The organism is Eisenbergiella porci (assembly GCF_009696275.1).
GTDB lineage: Bacteria > Bacillota > Clostridia > Lachnospirales > Lachnospiraceae > Eisenbergiella > Eisenbergiella porci.
Genome location: NZ_VUMI01000001.1, coordinates 54,465 through 74,441 on the forward strand (window position 1 = coordinate 54,465; position 19,977 = coordinate 74,441).

General features: G+C 48.5%; 24 protein-coding genes. 7 read left to right on the forward strand and 17 right to left on the reverse strand.

Translation table 11 applies throughout. The features are described from left to right. Nucleotides 1-31: 31 nt before the first annotated feature. From FYJ45_RS00270 to FYJ45_RS00285, 4 genes are read right to left on the reverse strand one after another with little or no spacing between them, the layout of a single operon-like run. Entirely contained in the window at nt 32-886 is an 855-nt protein-coding gene (locus FYJ45_RS00270) for a sugar phosphate isomerase/epimerase family protein (RefSeq protein WP_154462937.1), read from the reverse strand. 37 nt (nt 887-923) lie between these two features. After that, entirely contained in the window at nt 924-1,925 is a 1,002-nt protein-coding gene (locus FYJ45_RS00275; RefSeq protein WP_154462938.1) for a Gfo/Idh/MocA family protein, read from the reverse strand. Further along, a complete protein-coding gene (locus FYJ45_RS00280) occupies nt 1,922-3,100 on the reverse strand; it encodes a Gfo/Idh/MocA family protein (RefSeq protein ID WP_154462939.1) in 1,179 nt (392 codons plus the stop codon). Before FYJ45_RS00280 ends, FYJ45_RS00275 begins: the two co-directional genes overlap by 4 nt. Before the next feature lie 34 nt (nt 3,101-3,134). Further along, a complete protein-coding gene (locus tag FYJ45_RS00285) occupies nt 3,135-3,920 on the reverse strand; it encodes a sugar phosphate isomerase/epimerase family protein (protein WP_021635988.1) in 786 nt (261 codons plus the stop codon). 307 nt (nt 3,921-4,227) lie between these two features. Here FYJ45_RS00285 and FYJ45_RS00290 point away from each other — a divergent pair, with 307 nt between their 5' ends. Next, the gene (locus FYJ45_RS00290; RefSeq protein ID WP_154462940.1) at nt 4,228-5,112 is read left to right on the forward strand and encodes an AraC family transcriptional regulator; all 885 of its coding nucleotides are present in this window, start codon (nt 4,228-4,230) and stop codon (nt 5,110-5,112) included. Here FYJ45_RS00290 and FYJ45_RS32960 read toward each other — a convergent pair. From FYJ45_RS32960 to FYJ45_RS00300, 3 genes are all read right to left on the reverse strand, one after another. Further along, nucleotides 5,087-5,200 carry a hypothetical protein gene (locus FYJ45_RS32960; protein ID WP_408609477.1) on the reverse strand — a complete coding sequence of 38 codons (114 nt, stop codon included), beginning with the start codon at nt 5,198-5,200 and terminating at the stop codon, nt 5,087-5,089. The genes FYJ45_RS00290 and FYJ45_RS32960 overlap by 26 nt on opposite strands. 17 nt (nt 5,201-5,217) lie before the next feature. Further along, complete coding sequence (locus tag FYJ45_RS30160) at nt 5,218-5,451, reverse strand: hypothetical protein (protein WP_235930457.1); 234 nt, start codon at nt 5,449-5,451, stop codon at nt 5,218-5,220. A gap of 80 nt (nt 5,452-5,531) precedes the next feature. Next, nucleotides 5,532-6,065 (reverse strand): Spo0B domain-containing protein, encoded by a 534-nt coding sequence (locus tag FYJ45_RS00300; protein ID WP_154462941.1) that lies wholly within the window; start codon nt 6,063-6,065, stop codon nt 5,532-5,534. Nucleotides 6,066-6,266: 201 nt separating this feature from the next. Between FYJ45_RS00300 and FYJ45_RS00305 the strand changes: the two genes are divergently transcribed. After that, complete coding sequence (locus tag FYJ45_RS00305; RefSeq protein ID WP_154462942.1) at nt 6,267-6,773, forward strand: hypothetical protein; 507 nt, start codon at nt 6,267-6,269, stop codon at nt 6,771-6,773. Nucleotides 6,774-6,883: 110 nt separating this feature from the next. Here the strand turns inward: FYJ45_RS00305 and FYJ45_RS00310 are convergent, their stop codons facing one another. From FYJ45_RS00310 to FYJ45_RS00340, 7 genes are all read right to left on the reverse strand, one after another. Then, a complete protein-coding gene (locus FYJ45_RS00310) occupies nt 6,884-7,750 on the reverse strand; it encodes a CAP domain-containing protein (protein WP_235930458.1) in 867 nt (288 codons plus the stop codon). Between the two features lie 279 nt (nt 7,751-8,029). Further along, a complete protein-coding gene (locus FYJ45_RS00315) occupies nt 8,030-8,368 on the reverse strand; it encodes a hypothetical protein (protein ID WP_154462943.1) in 339 nt (112 codons plus the stop codon). A 143-nt stretch (nt 8,369-8,511) separates the two neighbouring features. After that, a complete protein-coding gene (locus FYJ45_RS32965; protein ID WP_408609479.1) occupies nt 8,512-8,736 on the reverse strand; it encodes an ATP-binding cassette domain-containing protein in 225 nt (74 codons plus the stop codon). 186 nt (nt 8,737-8,922) lie between these two features. Next, nucleotides 8,923-9,564, reverse strand: a complete 642-nt coding sequence (locus tag FYJ45_RS00325; protein WP_195841585.1) for a radical SAM protein — start codon at nt 9,562-9,564, stop codon at nt 8,923-8,925. 29 nt (nt 9,565-9,593) lie between these two features. Then, a complete protein-coding gene (amrB, locus tag FYJ45_RS00330) occupies nt 9,594-10,814 on the reverse strand; it encodes an AmmeMemoRadiSam system protein B (RefSeq protein ID WP_154462945.1) in 1,221 nt (406 codons plus the stop codon). A 29-nt stretch (nt 10,815-10,843) separates the two neighbouring features. Beyond that, the gene (glnA, locus tag FYJ45_RS00335) at nt 10,844-12,274 is read right to left on the reverse strand and encodes a type I glutamate--ammonia ligase (protein WP_154462946.1); all 1,431 of its coding nucleotides are present in this window, start codon (nt 12,272-12,274) and stop codon (nt 10,844-10,846) included. Nucleotides 12,275-12,461: 187 nt separating this feature from the next. After that, on the reverse strand, nt 12,462-13,424 hold the full coding sequence (locus FYJ45_RS00340) for a Gfo/Idh/MocA family protein (protein ID WP_154462947.1): 963 nt from the start codon (nt 13,422-13,424) through the stop codon (nt 12,462-12,464). Nucleotides 13,425-13,699: 275 nt separating this feature from the next. Here FYJ45_RS00340 and FYJ45_RS00345 point away from each other — a divergent pair, with 275 nt between their 5' ends. The 5 genes from FYJ45_RS00345 to FYJ45_RS00365 all read left to right on the forward strand — a co-directional run bounded on the left by FYJ45_RS00345 (nt 13,700) and on the right by FYJ45_RS00365 (nt 17,382). Beyond that, nucleotides 13,700-14,242 (forward strand): helix-turn-helix domain-containing protein, encoded by a 543-nt coding sequence (locus FYJ45_RS00345; RefSeq protein WP_154462948.1) that lies wholly within the window; start codon nt 13,700-13,702, stop codon nt 14,240-14,242. A gap of 157 nt (nt 14,243-14,399) precedes the next feature. Then, complete coding sequence (locus FYJ45_RS00350) at nt 14,400-14,555, forward strand: PLDc N-terminal domain-containing protein (RefSeq protein ID WP_276890845.1); 156 nt, start codon at nt 14,400-14,402, stop codon at nt 14,553-14,555. Further along, a complete protein-coding gene (locus FYJ45_RS00355; protein ID WP_154462949.1) occupies nt 14,552-15,469 on the forward strand; it encodes an ABC transporter ATP-binding protein in 918 nt (305 codons plus the stop codon). The genes FYJ45_RS00350 and FYJ45_RS00355 overlap by 4 nt, the downstream gene beginning before the upstream one ends. Next, nucleotides 15,466-16,224: an ABC transporter permease gene (locus FYJ45_RS00360; protein ID WP_021636009.1), complete on the forward strand. Its 759-nt coding sequence runs from the start codon at nt 15,466-15,468 to the stop codon at nt 16,222-16,224. The genes FYJ45_RS00355 and FYJ45_RS00360 overlap by 4 nt, the downstream gene beginning before the upstream one ends. Nucleotides 16,225-16,386: 162 nt before the next feature. After that, a complete protein-coding gene (locus tag FYJ45_RS00365) occupies nt 16,387-17,382 on the forward strand; it encodes a LacI family DNA-binding transcriptional regulator (protein WP_154462950.1) in 996 nt (331 codons plus the stop codon). A gap of 240 nt (nt 17,383-17,622) precedes the next feature. Here the strand turns inward: FYJ45_RS00365 and FYJ45_RS00370 are convergent, their stop codons facing one another. The 3 genes from FYJ45_RS00370 to uxaC all read right to left on the reverse strand — a co-directional run bounded on the left by FYJ45_RS00370 (nt 17,623) and on the right by uxaC (nt 19,837). Next, nucleotides 17,623-18,045 (reverse strand): flavin reductase family protein, encoded by a 423-nt coding sequence (locus tag FYJ45_RS00370; protein ID WP_330588476.1) that lies wholly within the window; start codon nt 18,043-18,045, stop codon nt 17,623-17,625. Between the two features lie 42 nt (nt 18,046-18,087). Continuing rightward, nucleotides 18,088-18,252 (reverse strand): hypothetical protein, encoded by a 165-nt coding sequence (locus tag FYJ45_RS00375; RefSeq protein ID WP_154462952.1) that lies wholly within the window; start codon nt 18,250-18,252, stop codon nt 18,088-18,090. 169 nt (nt 18,253-18,421) lie between these two features. Beyond that, on the reverse strand, nt 18,422-19,837 hold the full coding sequence (gene uxaC / locus FYJ45_RS00380; protein ID WP_154462953.1) for a glucuronate isomerase: 1,416 nt from the start codon (nt 19,835-19,837) through the stop codon (nt 18,422-18,424). Between the last annotated feature and the right edge of the window lie 140 nt (nt 19,838-19,977).

Sequence of the window (19,977 nt, forward strand, 5' to 3'; positions counted from 1 at the left end):
ACACACCAGGCCCCTCTACCCTTAGCTAATTCTAATACAATATCTTTTGAAGGGCACGGTATGCGGTGCAGAAGGCTTCCTCCCCATCGGTCCTTCCGCGGCTTGCCGCTGATTTTTCCAGGTTCTTTAATCCGGCGAAATCAGCCAGATGGGGTTCCAGGCTCAAAAAGCCGTCAAACCCTTTTTTCTCCAGTCTGCCCAGGATTTCCGCTACCTGTCCGTCTCCTTCTCCGGCAGGCACAACGCTGCCGTTTTCAAAAAGGGCGTCCTTGATATGTACATAGGAAATATAAGGCTCCAGCATTTCATAGGCTTCCAAGGTATCCTGCCCGCACTGAACAAAGTTCGCGAAATCAAAGGTACACCGGAAGCTGCTGCCATAAAATTCCTTCATCAGGTCAAGGCAGCGGGGCGCCAAATCCCCATATATGTCCTTTTCATTTTCATGAAGCAGCACCAGATTTTTGGATGCGGCATAGTCCACCAGGCGGGACATCCTTTTCATCACTTCATCACGATATGCTGACACGTCCGCACCCTCCGGCATAAAGAAGCTGAACATACGGATTTTGTCAGTCCCGTAAATTTCCGTCAGCTCCGCCATTGCCTGAAAGGTTTTAAAATGCGGCTCAAAATCCTGGGTAATGTCTATTTTACCGATGGGCGATCCCAGGGCGGAAATGCGGATGCCGGCGCCATCCAGCTTTTCCCGCAGCGCCTGCGCTTCTTTTGCTGTATAATCGGCCACGCCCTTTCCATCTCCACTGCGGAATTCTATCCAGGAGATACCCAGCTCTTTAAGCAGTGCAATCTGCTTATCTACAGAGGAATCTATCTCATCAGCAAAGCAGCTGATAGGTGAGTTGTGTAAAAGCTTGCGTTCCATATATAATTATCCTTCCTTGCTGTAACGCATTGTTTTCTTATAAATCCACAGGTCTTGCGGTCCGGGCGGATTCATAGGCGCCCAGCATCAGACGGATCGTTTCCCTCATTCCGGGAAGATCCTGCATAAAACGTTCCCCGGTGCGCACACAGCGGTAGAAATCCCCGATGCAATCCTTATGTCCGCAGCCCCAGTAGCTCTTTCCCAGCGCTTCCTTCCTGTCTATCTCAGGCTTTTCCACACGGCCGTCCCTGTAATAATAGGTAACGTCCAAATCTTCGATCCGGATAGTCATATTTTCACAGGAAATTTCAATCAAAGGCGGCACATCGTCACAATAGGCCGTGGTAGCATAAAAACAGGCGGTGCTGTCCGCGAAACGGATATAAGCCTCCATGGTATCCTCCACCTCAATGATGCCCTTCAGGTGGTGGTTCTGTATGCCGGCCTCCACAGCCAGGGGAGTTCCTAAAAAATATGCCAGTAAATCCAATGTATGTACGGACTGGTTAATCAGCGCCCCGCCGCCCTCTGTGGCAAAGCTGCCCCGCCAGCCGCTCTCCGTGTAGTATTCCCTGCCCCTGCTCCAGGTGACAAGTCCTCTGGCCCCGCGGATCCTGCCCGCTTCCCCGGAGGCCAGAAGCTTCTTTACTTCCTGTACGCTGGGATTATAACGGTTCTGGAAGCACAGGCCCAGACGCCTGTCGCTTCCGGCCACCGCCTTTTCCAGCTGTGCAAGCTGCTCTCCGGAGATGACGGGAGGCTTCTCCATAAATACATGCACGCCATGGGTCAGGCCATATACCGCCATGGGGACATGCAGATAATGCGGGGTGCAGATGTGCATTACATCCGGTTTTTCCTGCGCCAGCATTTCCTCCAGGCAGGAATAAGCCCTTCCTCCATATTTAGCAACAAAGTTCTCCGCTCTTTCCTTTTTAATATCCGCAAAGCCAGCCAGCTCGCTTTCTCCCAGCTGGCTGAGGCTTGCGGCATGGACGGCGGCAATGCCGCCGCATCCGACTATGACTGATTTCATAATGTCTCCTCTTTTGTCCCGTAGCTTCCTGCCGTACTGAAGGTCACTTCCTGTACGTTTTCCTTCACCCTGGAGTTTTTTCTCAGCTCGTTCAGCTTCTCCAGGAACAGATCCTCATCAAAGGGAATGTCCACGGGTTTGCCCAGCCAGCTGGATAAATGCATGGCGTTGGAAAGGGTCAGGCCGTTAATGCCTTCCTCTCCCCGGGCGATAATCGGCTCGCCGCGCAGGATATTCGCCGCAAACGCGCGCAGCACGCCCACATGCTGAGGGTTTTCCCCATCGGTGGTAAGAGCGACCTCATGTCCGGCAGGCTTGGCAAAGCCTTCCGTCGCCGTATAGCAGTACTCTCTTTCGCTGACCTCCAGCTCGTAGAAGCTCAGCTTGTCGTTTTCACATACCAGCTTTCCCCGTTCCAGGGTCACTTCAAACCGGTTGGTTCCCGGCGCATCCCCGGTGGTGGTAACGAATACGCCTGTGGCTCCGTCCAGGAATTCCAGATATGCCGTCACATCATCCTCCACCTCAATATCATGCCATTTACCCACATGGCAGAAGGCCTGCACCCTGGAAGGCATGCCGCAGATCCACTGGAGCAGATCCAGGTTATGAGGGCACTGGTTCAGCAGGACGCCGCCGCCCTCTCCGTCCCAGGTAGCCCGCCAGCCGCCGGAATTATAATAGGCCTGGGTGCGGTACCAGTCGGTAATGATCCAGTTCACTCTTTTTATTTTCCCGTACTCGCCGCTGTGGACGATTTCATACATTTTCCGGTATACATGGTTGGTGCGCTGATTGAACATCATGGCAAATACCCGGTCGGTTTTCGACGCCGCTTCGTTCATTTCCCGCACCTGTTTGGTATAGACTCCCGCAGGCTTCTCACACAGCGCATGAAGGCCATGGGCAAAGGCCTCCATAACGAGCCTGGGATGTTCGTAATGAGGCGTTGCCACCAGGACCGCGTCGCAGCAGCCGGAGGCAATCAGGGCGTCCCCGTCTTCAAAAATACGGACGGATTCAGGCAGGTTTTCCCTGGCCCATTCCCTTCTTGACTCTCTTAAATCAGCTACCGCCGCCAGCTCCATATCCGGCACCTTTCCCTCCAGAATAGAGCCGCAGTGGCCGCTTCCCATGTTTCCGATTCCGATAATTCCCAACCTGACTTTTTCCATAGATGAATGTATCCTCTCTTTCCCCTGTTCGTTTTTATCTGTATCCGGCAGCCGCCAGATTGTCATAGCTTGTTTTCAGGCAGTCGAAAGGACTTCCCTGGCAGGTATCCTGCTCCACGAGCATGTATTCGCAGCTGGTATTCTCAAGCGCCTTCAGAATCGCCGGGAAATTAAGATTTCCTTCCATTACGGGGGCCATCAGCTGGCTGAAGCCTTCCACGGCCATATCCTTCAGATGCACGCAGGGAATCCTGTCGGAGAGTTCCGCGATCCACTGGCACACATCGCCGCCTGCCGCAGCCACCCAGTAGGTATCCAGGGTAAAGCCCATTTCCTCCGGCTTGAAGCCCTCAAGCAGATATTCAATAATCCGCTTCTCCCGATCTGCGCCGTTGTCCCTGCAGGGGGCAAGCTTCTGGAATTCAAAATTATGGTTGTGGTACATGAGCAGCTTTCCGGCATCCGCTATTTTCTTCGCCGGCTCCCTGAAATCATCCATAAAATGGGTGATCCATTCCTTCGTGCGGTACTTGTCCGGCATCGCGCCCAGCCCGATGTAGCGGCTTCCCAGGATATCGTGCTCTTTGATCAGATTTTCCGTATCATTGAGAATACGGTTCACATCGCTGTGGGTCAGTACGATTTCCAGCCCTGCCCCATCACAGATTTCACGGACTCTTTCCGGCCTGATATCCTTCCCGATGCCTGATATCTGCACGGTTTTATAACCCATTTCTGCAATTTTCCCTATGGTGCAGGAAAAGTCCTTTTCATTTTGCGTGTACGCCCTTACCGTATACAGCTGCGCTCCTGTCTTCATACTGTCATTTCCTTTCTGTGCCGGCTTTTTCCCATGTTTTCCGGGATATGTACTGCCCGACGGGCCCTTTTTACGTACCGGTCTGTTCCTTTCTAATATAGCTTTCAGGCCATATTTTTACCATTGTATATAGGAACTTTTTTATTGCAAAAATAGCGGTGGTGGATTATTCTGTAAAAAGATGCAGCTGTCAGGGTGTAAAACAGTTGCCAAAAGAAAGAATGCAAAGATCCGCCTGCCCTGCTCGTCAGGCAGCACAGGCCGCGGAAAAAAGCAACGCAAACGCAGGAAAGGAGCACCTTAACTAATGAATCCAGCCGCTTTTATACATACGGATAAGGTCAGCCTCGGCTACAGGGAAAGCGATGAGGCTACGGAGGACTATTTCCTTCATTGTCACAATTTTTACGAGGTCTATTTCTTCCTGGACGGGGACGTGGACTATCTGGTGGAGGGCCGGCAATACAAGCCCACGCCCAACAGCCTTCTGCTGCTGTCCCCCCATGAGTTCCACGGGGTAAAAATAAACGGAGGAAAAACCTACAAACGGTTTTCCATCCATTTTCATCCGGATATCCTCTCTTTAGAGAGACGTTCCTTCCTTTTATCCGCGTTTCCGGCCTTTGAGAAACAGCCCTCCCGGAGAATTTACTATGAGCAGGTGGACCGGTACCGCATTCCCTGTTATTTTGAGGCGCTGGAGGACTGCGCCCTGAAAAATGAATCGCTCCGGGATGCGCTGCTTCCTGTGTGTGTGGAAGCCCTGCTTGCCCAGATCGTTTCCATGGGGGATGCCTGCGAAAGCGCGCCCTCCCTGACCGGCGCGCCTGACACCGTTACCCGTATTATCTGGTACTTAAACCAGCATCTGAAGGAAAATATTACGCTGGATCAGCTTTCAGAACGCTTTTTTATCAGTAAGCACCATTTGAATAAGGTATTCCGCAAGGCTACGGGAACCACCGTTTTTGATTATCTGCTGCACAAGCGGATCACGGCGGCGCAGCAGCTCCTCATTACCGGCTATAGCGCCCAGGAAGCGGCTTCGCAGGCGGGATTCGGCGATTATTCTTCCTTTTACAGGGCTTATACCAGAATAAACGGCCACTCCCCCCTTCGGGACCGGGGCGTCCTCCCTTCTCTGGATACCGGAAGGGATGCAGGGCTTATGGATGTGTGGCTGAAGGAATGACTTTGTCCGCATCCGTCCTTATACAGGCGGTTACCGTGAATTTGCGGCCTGCAGTCTTTATTTCCATCCTGCCGTCATATTCCTCCACGATCTGCCTTACCAGCTTTAACCCCAGGCCGTACAGCTCCTTATCCGTGCTCTTGCTCGTCCGGCAGTAATATTTTTTTCCTCCGCCAATCTTTTTTTCAGCACCAGCACGGAATTCACAATGGGATTTTCGCAGTAAACAGCTCTCTCACAGGTGCGGATCTGACGGAAGGAATCCTCCAGCGTATTTCTCACCGTCCCGAAGTCTTCCTTCTCTTCCAGCATTTCATAAGCCTTGTCCAGACGGCTCATGCAGTCCCGCCAAATCCGCCTCCTCTCCTGCTCATACTGCACCCCCAGCCTGTGAATATCCCGGTTTTCCTGACGAAGCTTTACTTTTCCGCTCCATTTACCCGTTTCTTCAGTTCATCCATCAGTTCCCGGATCTGTTCTTCCTTACCGCCCTGCGCATAAAGCGAGTCCACCAGCTGCAGCTGGTTGGAGAAATCATGCCTCATGAGCCGCACCTCTTCCAGATAACGGCTGTTCTGCGCACTGTATTCCAGTTCTTTTCTCCGTTCCTCATTCAGGCGGTTCACCTGTTCTTCCATTTCCGCCCTCAGGTTCTGTCCGTCGATCAATCCTGCCGTAAGCCAGTCCAGCAGCAGGCTGAACAGGACAATCAGCATTCCCGCGCCCAGAACCTCCCGGGAAAAATCGCTGCACATGTAAAACATACAGCCAAGAAGCGCCAGCTGGTATACCGGAATCGTTATAAGCAGAAGGATATTTTTCCTGCGCTTTCCCTGCACCCGGAATTTCCAGATAACCAGAACAAGCATAATAAAAAACATTTCAATGATACACGCAAACAGCGTTGCGGTTACATGCAGCTCCATGTGCTTATTTGTCTGTTCACAGCTCACACAAACCGGACGCTATACATTCCGGACAAAGGCTCTGCGGCAAGTGCGGCTTTAAGTTACTACACATTTAAATCATAACATATTTTTTCACAGATACCATTCTATTTTGCCTGTAAAAGCCACACCTTTTGTTTCCCGGCATATCTTAAGGTATGGGAGTATAACTTTCCCCAAATTTTTTCCGAAGAAAGGAGGATACCTATGAAAAATGCTACTAAATTCTGCATTATCACCATTGTCGTCGGTATGCTGCTGGCGTTCACCATTTTTACGCTCTTTGCAAACGGGATGCTGACGCTGGCAAACCCGTCCCTTTTCTTTATCGTGCTCATCGCGTTCGCCTGCATCATACTGGCGGCAATACTGGCAGGATCTCTTGCGGCCAAAAATGAAGCCCGGCTGAGGGAGGCCTATTACTGCTGCGGCAATCTGGCGGTTACGGGAGGCACCTGTCTGACGCTCGCCGCATTTCTTACTTTCCTGAGTCCGGTTTCCACAGGTATAGTATTTGCCATCGGCATAGCCGTTTGTTTTTTCTTTCTCGTACTGCTCCTGGGCGGAATTCTCTGTTTTCTTCATTCCTATTTTTCCTACCGTTCCCCTTCCTGCGGCTCTCCTGCCGCTCCGGGACATACCTTTGGGCGGCCGGGGTATGAGGATCTTCCCCTCAGCGATGAAGGGAGCTGCCGAAGGAGGCCAATCCTGTAATATGCTCCCAGCTCTGGCGCAGGTTCTGTCCGCAGGATTCCAAAGAAAAAATCAGCCTCAGATTTCTCTGGGGCTGATCCTTCTTTTTGTTTCATTGCAGAATCGTTATTTTAATAGGTAAAAAGCTGTGTCCAGTAATTCACGCCGCCAATCTGCACATAGCCCACGCCGATAGAAGTGAACTTTTCATTCAGGATATTGGCACGGTGTCCTGCGCTGTTCATCCAGCCTTCCATAACCTGTTCCGGGGATTTCTGTCCCCAGGCAATATTTTCGCCGGAGCCTCTGTAGCTGACGCCCTGCTCCTTCAACGCCGTACTGAAATCTCTTCCGTCCGGTCTGGTATGGGAAAAGGACGTCTTGATTTCAACCGCCCTTACCTGTGCGGCAGCCTGTACGTTCTGATCAACCTGCAGCGGGGACAGGCCTGCTTTTGCACGTTCCTCATTTACCAGCCTTGCCACCTGGGCAGCAAAGGAAAGCTGGGTTTCATTATCCTGTGTTCCATCATTTCCCGTATCTCCGCCCGGTTTTTCCTGGTCGGGATTGTCCTGGCCCGGTTCGTTCTGATCCGGCTTCTGATCCGGTTTGTCCTGGTCCGGCTGATCGGTTCCCGGCTTATTCTGATCCGGCGTGCCGTTATCGGGCTTTCCCGTATCAGGCTGGCTGCCGTCCGGCTTTCCTGTATTCTGATCGCCGCCGGGCGTTCCCGGAAACGTATCACAGGGAGGAATGATTACCGGGCAGTCGCCCCACTGGATGGAGCCAAAGGAATTTCCCAGGCCGTTCAGCTTATCCTTGATATCCTCCGCGCTGCTGCCCTGAATAACTATCATATTTTTATAGGCAGCGTTCTGTATTCCACGGCTGTTTCCAGCTGCATGTGCGGTTAATGCCGAGCCGGGAGCAATCCCCGCCGCCATTCCCAGAACAGATACCGTAACTGCGCCTGCTGTAAGTAATGTTAATTTTCTCATTGCTGTCTCCTTTACAATTATTACGAATTTGTTACAAATATGTTACAAACACATAATAATACAAAAAACAGCATTGTGATCGTGGAAAGTTATGGAAACAGCAGCTTTGGGTACTGTCCGGACTGCTGGCATTACAGCCTGTGCTCCTGATAAAAGTCCTTCAGGCCGCTTTTTATCTCCGGCGCAAGCTCCGTTTTCCTGACTCCTTCAATTGCGCCCTCCAGCGCCGAAAGCCTGTGGATACAGGCTTTCGGCGCTGGGATTGATTGTGTTTAGAAATCATTTCATCTGCTGCTCTGCATGTTTGTTCCAAAGTTCATAAAAGTCAGATCGATTTTTAATTAGTTGGGCAAAGCATCCCTCTTCTCTGATTTCACCATTTTCGAGTAAGAATATTTTGTCAACAAATTTTATTGCTTTTAACCGATGGGTTATAAGCAAAATCAAACTGTCTTTTTTCTCTGAAAACAAATTCTGCAATACTTTTTCCTCTGACAAATAATCCATAGAAGCTGTTGCCTCATCCAAAATAATTATTGAAGCATCCTGTAATAAAACACGTGCAATATGCCAGTTTTTGTTTCTCTCCTGCTGATAATTTAATACCCTTTTCGCCAATATTAGTATCTAATCTTTTGTCCAAACCTTCTATTTTTTTCCTTTAATAATACCATATCGAGTACACTCCAAATTTCCTCCTGGGCATAACATTTATTCATAGTAATATTTTCTAATATAGTACCATCAAAAATTGGTGCATCCTAAGATACATATGATATATATTGATAATATTTATCTAAATTTATTGTGCTTATATCTAACTCGTTAATGAATAACTTTCCTTTTGTTCCCTTTATAATACCCAGCAACGTTTTCACAAAAGTTGACTTTCCGGCTCCGCTCTTACCAACAAGCGCATACTTTTTGCCGGCTTCCATTTCATATGATAGATTATGTACGGCATCTCTTCTGCCATAATCCCATATATACTTATAGTTAACATTTTATCATTATATAAATAATTTGAATAGTCTAAATTGAGTAAAAAAAGCACCTCCCGTGATGATGTCGAGAGATGCTTTCCCTTAATAGTGTACAACAGTTACAAAACAAATTATAAAGCAATTTTGCATTATATGCAAATACTGCAAGACTATACTTTCCAGGCCAGTTCAGCAGTTACCTGTGAACACATGCTTCAGGCGCCTGCCTGCGACATCCGCCAGCCGGCAGACAGTCTCCACTTTTGTGGGCGGCCGATCCGTCATTTTCCATCTGGGGAAAAAACGGGTCACATGTAACGGTATTTTATCGTCAACTCCTGCTACCCAGGCCGCCAGCTGCTCCATCTGTCCCTCCGAATCATTTTCACCGGGGACAATCAGGGTGGTAAGCTCCACATGGCAGGCCGGGGCCGCCCTTTTGATAAACCGCTTCACAGTCTCCAAATCTCCGCCCAGGCTTCGGTAAAAGGCGTCCGTAATGCCCTTTAAATCAATATTCATGGCATCCGTAAATGGAAGGATTTCCTCCAGTACCTCTTCCGTCACGCTGCCGTTGGTCACGATAACATTTTTCATTCCCACACTGCGCACCAGCGCCGCCGTATCACGCACATATTCATAGCCCACCAACGGTTCGTTATAGGTATAGGCCACGCCGATATTTCCCTGCCTTCGAAGCTCCAGGGCTTTTCCCGTTTTCATTTTTTCTTGCCCGGCATCGCCCGATCTGCCCCGGCTGAAGCAGACAGTGATGCATGCATACCGGACAGCGTATCTGCCTTTCTGCCATTCAATGCTCCTTTCTGCCATGCGCAGCTCTTTTCCGCTTTTGGCTGGTACTACCCCTTTTCACCGTGTCTGATCACTTCAAAACGTTCCAGGCTCACCTCATCCTCTTCCCGGATGCCTGCTTTTCTCCGGGCGATGGCAATCTGCTCTTCCACGCTGTCCACGCCGTCAAGATCGGGCAGCAGCAGCCCGCGTTTTCTCCCCTTTGTAACAATTACGCCATATTTCTTCACGTCCAGCTCTTCTTTGGAAGTGATCGCCTCAGGCTCTCCCAGCACGTCCACACTGTAAACCAGCCGTTCCAGTTCTTCCTCCGCCCTGGAAAGCGTCAGGCTTTTGCCGGTTCTGATATAGGTTTCCAGGGATTTCCTTGCCAGCCGCACATAGATATCCTCCCTGCCCTTATCTTCCACCGCTTTCCTGTGCTGCTTTTCTTCATACCGTTTCAGGAAGGCCCGGGCTTCATCCGTTCCCGTTACCGTATAGGTACAGATTCCATAACCCACACCGAAGGGGCCTTCATAGGAAAGCCTGTGCGCCTCCACAGCCCTGCGATCCAGGCAGCCTGCCATGATGGTAAAAGAACGGTGTCCGCACTCACCTGCTTTTTCACAAAAACTCTCCGGATACTCCAGGAGTTCTCCGAAAGAAGCCCTGCCCATGGTTACCATAATCCGCTTATCATAAGCCGGCCCTTCCTCTTTGTATCCATAAGGGCCGTCCTCCTTCAGGCGGTGGGACAGATCCCCGCTGGCGATAATTACGGTCCTTCTACCCAGCTGCTCCGCTGTCTTTTGTATCAGCAGCCCGGCCCGGTAATGTTCGGCAAGGGACAGGCCGGAAAGCCCCACGCGGACAAGCCGGTAGCCGTCATAATATTGGTTCACAAAATACAGCGGCACCATGACGCCGTGATCCAGCTGTCTGTCCCGTTCTCCCAGCGTTCCCAGAGGGAAACTTTCCCTGTCGGCAAGGCTGCAGAGCTGCCGGACGAATTCCGTGTCATACTCCGCCTCCAGCTTCACCTGCCCCGCCCGGAACTGTCCGAAATCTCCCGACGCCCAATGTCCTGAGGCCACATGAAAATAATCCGCATACATCACCGTATGCGGCGACAGCACCACAATCGTTTCCGGACGGAGGGCTGCAATTTCCTCCGCCGCCCTCCGGTATGCCTCCTGCGTGTCTGTTATCGTCTGTTCTTCACCTTTTCCGATTGCCGGAACAATCAGAGGAGGGTGAGGTACCATAAATCCGGCTGTCACTGCCATATGATCATCTCCAATCCTGCAGTGTTTCACTATAAATCATAATAAGCGCCAAATTCCGCCGGATGGGGGACCTGGCTGATTGCCCTGCTTTCCTTCCGCTTTCTTTCCAGCCAGATCTGAATCAGCCGTTCCGGGAAGACCCCATTTTTTGTCAGATAATCATAATCCTGCTCCAGCGCATCCAGCGCCTCGTCCAGTGATTTGGGAAGTGACCGGATACGGGCCTGCTGCTCGGGGGACAGCTCATAAAGATTATAGTCATAAGGCCCCCAGCCATTGGCCTGCGGATCGATCTGCTTCTCCATCCCGTCCAGTCCTGCCATCAGAATGGCGGCATATGCATAGTAGGGATTGGCGGTGGCATCCGGGCTTCTTAATTCGAATCTTTTCAGCTCCGGCGTTTTCGCATATGCCGGAATACGGATAACCGCGCTTCTGTTGGAGGTGGCATAGCCGATGGTAACCGGAGCTTCAAAGCCGGGTACCAGGCGCTTATAGGAATTGGTGGATGGATTCGTCCATGCACACAGGGAGGGCGCATGCTTCAGCAGGCCTCCGATAAAATAATGGGCCTCCCGGCTTAAGGAAGAATAGCCGTCTTTATCATAAAAGACCGGTTTGCCGTCCTTAAACAGAAGCATGTGCACATGCATTCCGCTGCCCGCCTCCTGATAAACAGGTTTGGGCATGAAAGTTGCGGTCCGGCCTTCTGCGGCAGCCGCATTTTTTACGATATATTTTGTGATCATGGTTTTATCAGCCATGTCCACCATTTCTCCCAGCTCCACTTCGATTTCCAGCTGGCCGGGGCCTCCCACCTCGTGATGGTGGTATTTTACACGGATTCCCCAATCCTCCATGAGCATACACATTTTGCTTCTCAGATTATAGGAAATATCCTGGGGCGCGGCGATGTGATAGCCGCCCTTATGCTTCACCTCATATCCCAGGTTGCCGGTATCCGCAAGTCCGGTATTCCATTCGGCCTGCCTGGTATCCACCGCATAAGAAGCGCCTCTGGGAGATACCTGATAGTTTACAGTATCAAAAAGATAAAATTCAAACTCCGGCCCGATCAGCATGGAATCCGCCGCGCCGGACTGTTTCATATACTCTGCGGCCCGCAGCGCCACGTTTCTCGGATACTGGTCGAAGGGCCTGTTTTCATCCGTTCCTATGACACACACATCCCCTGTCATGGAAAGTGTGGGGATTTCCGCAAAGGGATCGATCACCGCGCTGTCCGGATCGGGAATAAAAACCATATCGCTTTTTTCGATGGGCGCATAGCCATAATTGGAACCGTCGAACCCTATCCCCTGTGTAAAAATACTGTCTCCAAAGCGCTCCAACGGTATGGTAATATGCCGCCATCGGCCATCCAAATCCACCATTTTAAAATCAATCATACGAATGCTGTTTTCTCTGCACAGCTGCAGCACTTTTTCACTCTTCCCCATAAAAAATCCCCGCTTTCTGCGGACTCAAGCCGCATTTTTATGTATATGGGCAGCAGGATGGACGGATACGTCTGCACCCCTTTCCTGACTGCTGCCGTTATACCTTATTTTAACACAAAAAGCCCCGGCGGAAAACCGGGACTTTCTCTCTGAGTTCTGTATAATATTTTACAGCTACAAATATTTTTCACGGCCTGGTACTGTTTATCCTGTCAAACAGCCTTGCACAGTCCAGAGTAAGGCTGTGAGGCACTACCGGGCTTTCAATACGCCCGTCCCTGATGCAGTTTACGGCTTCTTCAATTTCATAAAGGAAGCCATTCTCCGTCACAGTATCCTGGAAATGCATGACAAGTTCATTGTCTTTATTATAAAGGAAAGCCTCCTCGGCAAAATGAGGATGGGGAATGACTATTTTCCCTTCACTTCCATAGATTGCCATTCTCTCATGGAGCGCTGCTGCAAAGCTTGTGCGCAGAGACGCCATCAAACCAGGGTAGCAAATTGTTACCTGATCAGACAAATCCACTCCTGTGTCGCTCCATACTGCGGATACCTGCATGTTTTCGATGGAATGGCCCGCCATATAAGTGGTCAGTTCATAAGCATACACGGTTATGTCAAACGCGGCTCCTCCACCCAGTTTGGGACTGTAATAGCGGTTATCCTTATCTACAGGAGCGAGAAAACCGATAGCCGTATCTATGAAAGACGGCGTTCCGATTTTCCCTTCATCCATCCACTGTTTTGCCATCTTTATTGCAGGAAGGAAACGACTCCACATGGCTTCCATGACAAATACTTTTTCCTGTCTTGCTTTTTCAAATACTGTTTCTGCCTGGGCGCTGTTTACAAACATTGCTTTTTCACACAATACCGGGACTTTGTGTTCCAGGCAGAGCATAGTCAGGGCATAATGGGCATCCGTGGTCACTGCAATATATACGCAATCCGGCTTCTCTTCTATCAGCATTTTTTCATAGCTGTCATAAGCCGCCTTCAGGCCGTTTTTACGTGCGAAGGCCTGCGCCCGTTCCATGGATTTACTCGCAACCGCCGCCACCTCGCAGTCTGCGATACGGTTCACCGCATCGCAGAATTTGTTTGCAATATTTCCTGCCCCCATTACTGCAAATCTGAAATTAGTCATAACAATACCTCCTCTGTCCTTTTATCCTGTACAAACGGTCATCTATTTTTCCTATCTGATGATAATAGCTTACTTTCAGGATAACTGCATTTTCAGGAAAAAGCAACCTGTTTTTTCGGCGCCGCGTTCCAGGCAGGGACCGCGGATACAGTCCGTAACAGCAGGAAGCGAATACTGCCTTTCATCCATATATTTTTTGTTTACCGCAGCTGCAGATTGACTCTTTACTATCAAAGTGATAATATTTTCATATATTTAAACTAGGAGAATTAATTATGACAGATAAACTTATGGAATGCATAACCAATCCGGTAAAATGTAAATTACTGCTTGAAATATATTCTCAGGGACAGGCAACCGCGAAACACCTGTCCGATAAATACACCGATATCCCACCTGCTACCCTATACCGCCATTTGAAAAGGATGCTGCATGACGGAATTTTGAAGGTAGTTGAAGAAACTCAGGTGCGCGGCACCGTAGAAAGAACCTATGCCCTTGCACAGAGTATCAATTCCAATATGGAAAAAATATTGGAAGAAAACTCCGGCGAACTTTATATGCAATATTTTATGCAGTATATCATGGGCTTTGCCAGACAATTTCAACAGTACTGCCAGTCCTCAAATATAAATATTAAGGAGGATATGACCGGTTTTTCTCTTTCCCCTCTCTATTTATCGGATGAAGAACTGACAGCCCTTGTAACGGAAATTTCTAAAACTATCAGTGCAGTAAAAAATAATGAACCAAATGCAGAGCGTAAATTACGGACGATTGGCGTAATCATATCTCCGGCTGAAAAATTGGATAACTAAAACTGCCGCCCTCAAATCAGGGCGGTTTCTATTGATCTTTTATTATCATTATGATAATATTGGCATTATGATACTATTATACCATTCACTAACTACAGGAGGTTAAATTTTGGACACTTTACTTAGGATTCTGCCTTTGCTTATTCCTGTTCTGATTGTGGATTCAGCACTTGCAGCAGCTGCTGTGGCTCATATTTTACGGCATCCGTATTATCATTTCGGCAATAAAACCCTGTGGCTTATCATTGCCACAGTCTTATTGCTTTTTGGGCCAATCTTCTATTTTATGTTCGGGAAGGGGGAAAATGAATGAATGTACTAACCATACAAAATCTGTCAAAAAGTTTTGGAAAGCAAAAAATCATAGACGGCCTCAGCATGTCTGTGCCGGAGGGAAGTGTTTTCGGTTTTATTGGCAAAAATGGTGCCGGGAAGACAACAACTATGAAAATGGTACTTGGCTTACTGCAGCCTGACAGCGGCAATATCTTTGTCTGTAATGAACCGGTTCGTTTTGGGCAGACAAAGACAAATCAATATATCGGATATTTGCCTGATGTCCCGGAGTTCTATAATTATATGACGCCGATAAACTACCTTACCCTTTGCGGGGAAGTGATTGGTTTATCAAAAACTGAGATTACGCAGCGGGGACAGGAGCTGCTTACCCTTGTTGGTTTAGACGGCGTAACGAAACAAATCGGCGGTTTTTCCCGCGGCATGAAGCAGCGTCTTGGAATTGCACAGGCCTTGCTGACAAAGCCCCGGCTTCTGATTTGTGACGAACCGACCAGTGCGCTTGATCCGGCAGGTAGGAAAGAAATATTAGATATTCTCTGCAAAATCAGCAGTACAACAACAGTCTTGTTTTCCACCCATATTCTTTCCGATGTGGAACGTATTTGTGACCATGCTGCTTTTTTGAATGACGGAAAAATTGCTGTCTGCGGCGCCCTTGCAGAAATTAAGGCTTTGCACGAACATGACAGTCTGCTTTTGGAATTTTCAACTGATAATGAGCTGCGGATTTTCAGGGAACAGGAAGCTGTAAAACCTCTCCTTCCCAATTCAGAGGGAACCAACAGGGAAATCATTATTCACAGCCGGAATATGGAAAAGGTGCAGCACTCACTTTTCCTGGTCTTTGCCGAAACGGGGCTTTGTCCTGTCAAAATGGATATTATGGAACCGTCTCTTGAAAGTCTGTTTTTGGAGGTGACAAAATGAACGGATATATTGCTTTTGTGAAAAAAGAATTTATGGAAAACATAAAAAATTATCGTTTTTTTATCTTGTTTGCGGTTTTCCTGACTTTTGGCATAGCAAGTGCATTTCTTGCAAAATTCACACCCGAGATTTTATCAGCTTTAGCCGCGGATATGGAAATGAATTCAGAACCCGTTGCATTGGATGCGTGGAAACAATTTTACAAAAATATCTCCGGTGTTGGTTTCAGTGCATTTATTATTTTATACGGAAGCTGTCTGTCAACTGAATACTCCAAAGGGACTTTAATTTTAATGGTAACGAAAGGGCTGTCACGTAAGGCTGTCATTCTCGCAAAATTTACTGTCGCAGCCATTCTTATGACCCTTTGCTATTGGGTCAGTTATGGTGCGGCATACGGTTATACAGCTTACTTATGGGATAATACAAATCTGCCTGATGTTGCATTTGCAGCATTTGCCCTTTGGATAGCCGGTTTTCTTTATTTAAGTATTCTTATGGTTGGCTGTGTCATTTTTAAACAAACCTTTACAAGCATACTTTTTACAGGCGGTATTGCCGCCCTTATCTCTTTACTTGGCATTATCAAACCTCTTGCCGGCTTCAATCCGTTTATCCTGACTACGAAAAATGTGGATTTAATTTCCGGCATGGCTGCCGTATCGGATTTTCTGATACCTGCATTGATTTCCATTGGCATATCCATCTCAGGATTGCTGACTGCCATCTGGCTCTTTAACAGGAAACAATTATAAATGGATGCAGTCTTCATACAATAAGTACATTGATTTTATGCAATTGCGTAGTTTGTATATATACTGTATAATAACATCAATCAGAATTGTATGTGCTTACATCAGCAGCAGATATCGGCCTTTGCCGGACAAAGAGTAAAAATAAAAAGGGATGAATTTGATATGAATATTTATGATATTTCCAAACAGGCCGGTGTGTCCATCGCAACGGTTTCCCGGGTTTTAAACGGCAGCGACAAGGTAAGCCCCGCCACCAGGGAGAAGGTTCTGAAGGTCATGGAACAAAACAGCTACACGCCAAACGCCTTTGCGCGCAGCCTGGGGCTGAATTCCATGCATACCGTAGGGATTCTCTGCGCGGATTCCTCCGATGTATACCTGGCTTCCGCTATTTATTTTCTGGAACGGGAGCTTCGCTATCATTCCTATGCTTCCATGCTCTGCTGTACCGGCTATCAGCTGGAAGAGAAGAAAAAATATCTTCAGCTTCTGCTGTCACGCAATGTGGATGCCCTGTTTTTTGTCGGCTCTAATTTCGTGGAGGATACTGAAAAAAATAATGCTTATCTCTTTGAGGCCGCCGGCAAGGTGCCAGTTTTTATTCTGAACGGTTATCTGGCAGGCGATAACATTCATTCCGTGCTCTGTGATGACAGTCTGGCAGTGAGTGAAATGACAGACACATTGATCAAGCGCGGTTCCCGTTCCCCTGTCTATCTCTACCGCAGCCTGAGCTACAGCGGGAAAAGGAAACTGGCCGGATTTCAGGAGGCCTGTGAAAAGAACGGCATATCGGACGGAAAAAGACGCGCATTTTCCTGCCCGGCGCCTGTCCACGATACTATGACATTCCTTGCAGGGCTGGAAAAAGATCTTACCTTTGATGCATGCATAACAGCCGATGACGAACTGGCCGTGGGCGCGGTAAAATACGCGTTATCCCAGGGAAAAAAGATTCCCGCAGAATTTCAGGTGACCGGCTATAACAACTCTCTTCTTTCCATCTGCAGCACCCCTGAAATCACCACGGTTGACAACCGCGTGGAATTTATGTGCACCACTGCCGTATCTTTGCTGATGCAGGTGCTGGACGGCAAGGATATCCCTGCCCGTACTATGTTTTCTGCTGACCTGATTCATCGGGAAACGACAAATTAGAAACCTTATCTATAAATGAAAGCACAAACCGAATCTAACGTTTATCTCATGGTACAAATATGTTTGTGTCCATAGACGTTAAAATATTTCAGGAAGCCTGACGTCACGACGTTGATCACTTTCAAAAAAGCGATCCCTGCATATCTCAGAGATCGCTTTTTCAAGAGCCAGCTTAAAAGCAGCCTTTACCAACACCAACCGCTCTAAATTCCATTTTTCTGGTTCTTCGTCCCATATCCATTAATGCTTATCTTTCCACTGTCCCCAATCGCCTAAAGCCTCCGGCTTTGCAGGAAAATACTTCGTGGACAAGGCAATTACCGGCGCGGCTTCTTTCAGGCGTTCTTCAAAGCTCCGCCCATCGGTAAGCCCTTCCTCAGTCAGGACATTTCTGATTTTGCAGATATAGATCTCGCTTTCATTTCTTTCATCCAGGCGAAGTGTCTTGTCCACTTCCAGTTCAAACGTCCACGGGCTGCTTACCGGAACGGGTACATCAAGCACCGCCCCCTTTACAGACGGAATTTCCTTTGACTTATCAAAATCATAACCCGGATGGTTGCCGCAGTAATCAGCTGCAGGCAGCAGCGCTTCATTCACTACGGATGCGGAAAAAATGCCTGTCGCGCGTATTCTGTCGCGGGTCAGCTTGTTTTCCCCAATACAGGCAACAAATTTAAGCCCTTCGTCCCAGCAGTAGGTAGCCTAGCAGAAAAAACCATAATTCGGCTCTCCATTTTCCTTATAGGTGCCGTAAAAATACAGGCACTGCGGACAGAAATCATTAGAAACAGGTACGGAAACCTTTGCCATATGCATATCCCCCTTGCGTTCCCCGATCAACAGGGCCTTTCGCCCAATTCCAAACATATGTTCCTATCTCATTCTAAATCCAAACCGGGGAACAGTCAAGCTGTTTTCGGAAATTCCGTTACAGATTCCGCTTTATCCTTCTTTTCATCCGAAACAGCTCAGATACCTGAACTGTTTCGGCATGCAACCATTTAAAATGGCTGCATGACAGGACAATGCTGCAATACTACTTTTCTTCCAACTTGAATCCAAAGTAATTCACTGCATTATTATAGGATATTCCCTTAATCATCTTTGTCAGCGCCTTTTTATCATAAGGATATTCTCCATTTTCTACCCAGCCGCCGATAAGATCGCAGAGGATTCTGCGGAAATATTCATGTCTGGGGTAGGACAGAAAGCTTCTGGAATCGGTCAGCATACCGATGAAGTTCCCCAGCAGCCCGAGGTTGGCAAGCGAGGTCATTTGCTTTTGCATGCCAGTTTTATTGTCATTAAACCACCAGGCGGAACCCTGCTGGATCTTGCCGATGGCATCGGAATTCTGGAAACAGCCCAGGATACTGCCTATCGCTTCGTCGTCATTGGGATTCAGGCTGTAAATAATGGTTTTAGGAAGGCTGGATGCCATATTGAGTGCATTCAGGAAATCCGCCATCTGGCTGGAGGGCGCGTAATTATTGATGCAGTCATATCCCGTATCCGGTCCAAGCAGCTGGTACATGGATGTATTATTGTCTCGTTTGCAGCCGTAATGGAGCTGCATCGCCCAGCCTCTCTGCGCATATTCCGCTGCAACAAAGGTCATAAACGCAGTTTTGAAGCCAAGCTCCTCCTGTCTCGTCACCCTTTCTCCGGCAAGCCGTTTTGCAAAAACCGCCTCCACCGTTTCTTTCGTTTCCGGGACATACATCACATATTCCAGCGCGTGATCACTTGCCCGGCAGCCAAGGCTGTCAAAATAATCCATGCGCTTCCGGAGAGCCGTCTTCAGATCCGCAAAGGATGCGATTTCAATGCCCGCGGCCTTTCCCAGTCTGTCCAGGTAATCGGCATAATCAGGCTTTTCAATATTCATGGCCTTATCCGGACGCCAGGCGGGAAGGACCTGCACCTCAAAGCTGCTGTCTTCTGCAATGGCCTTATGCCACTTCAAATCATCCGCCGGATCATCCGTGGTACAAATCAGTGTTACGGCAGACTGCCTGATAAGGTTGCGGACGCTCATGCTGTCCTCCTGAAGCTTTTCATTGCAAAGATCCCATACCTCCTGTGCCGTATCCCCGTTTAAAACGCCATAATAGCCGAAAAAGCGCTGCAGCTCCAGATGGCTCCAGTGATACAGGGGATTGCCGATTGCCTTCTCCAGCGTCTCCGCCCATTTCTGGAATTTTTCCCTGTCGGACGCGTTTCCTGTAATATAGTATTCCTCCACACCATTGGAACGCATCTGACGCCATTTGTAATGATCGCCGCCCAGCCATACCTGCGTGATATTTTCAAATTTCCTGTCCTCCGCAATTTCCTGCGGATTGATATGGCAGTGATAATCCAATACCGGCATTTTTTCCGCGATTTCATGAAAAAGGGTACGTGCGGTATCCGTACTTAATAAGAAGTCTTTGTCCATAAAAGGTTTCATAATTGCTCCTTTGCTCCTGTCTGCATACAGGCACGGGATATTTTTGAATCCCGCCCGGTTATGTAAATGCTTACATTTTTTCTTTCATTATATCCTGTTTTTCTATAAAAATCAAGCCACTGTTCCATCACTTCCCAGCT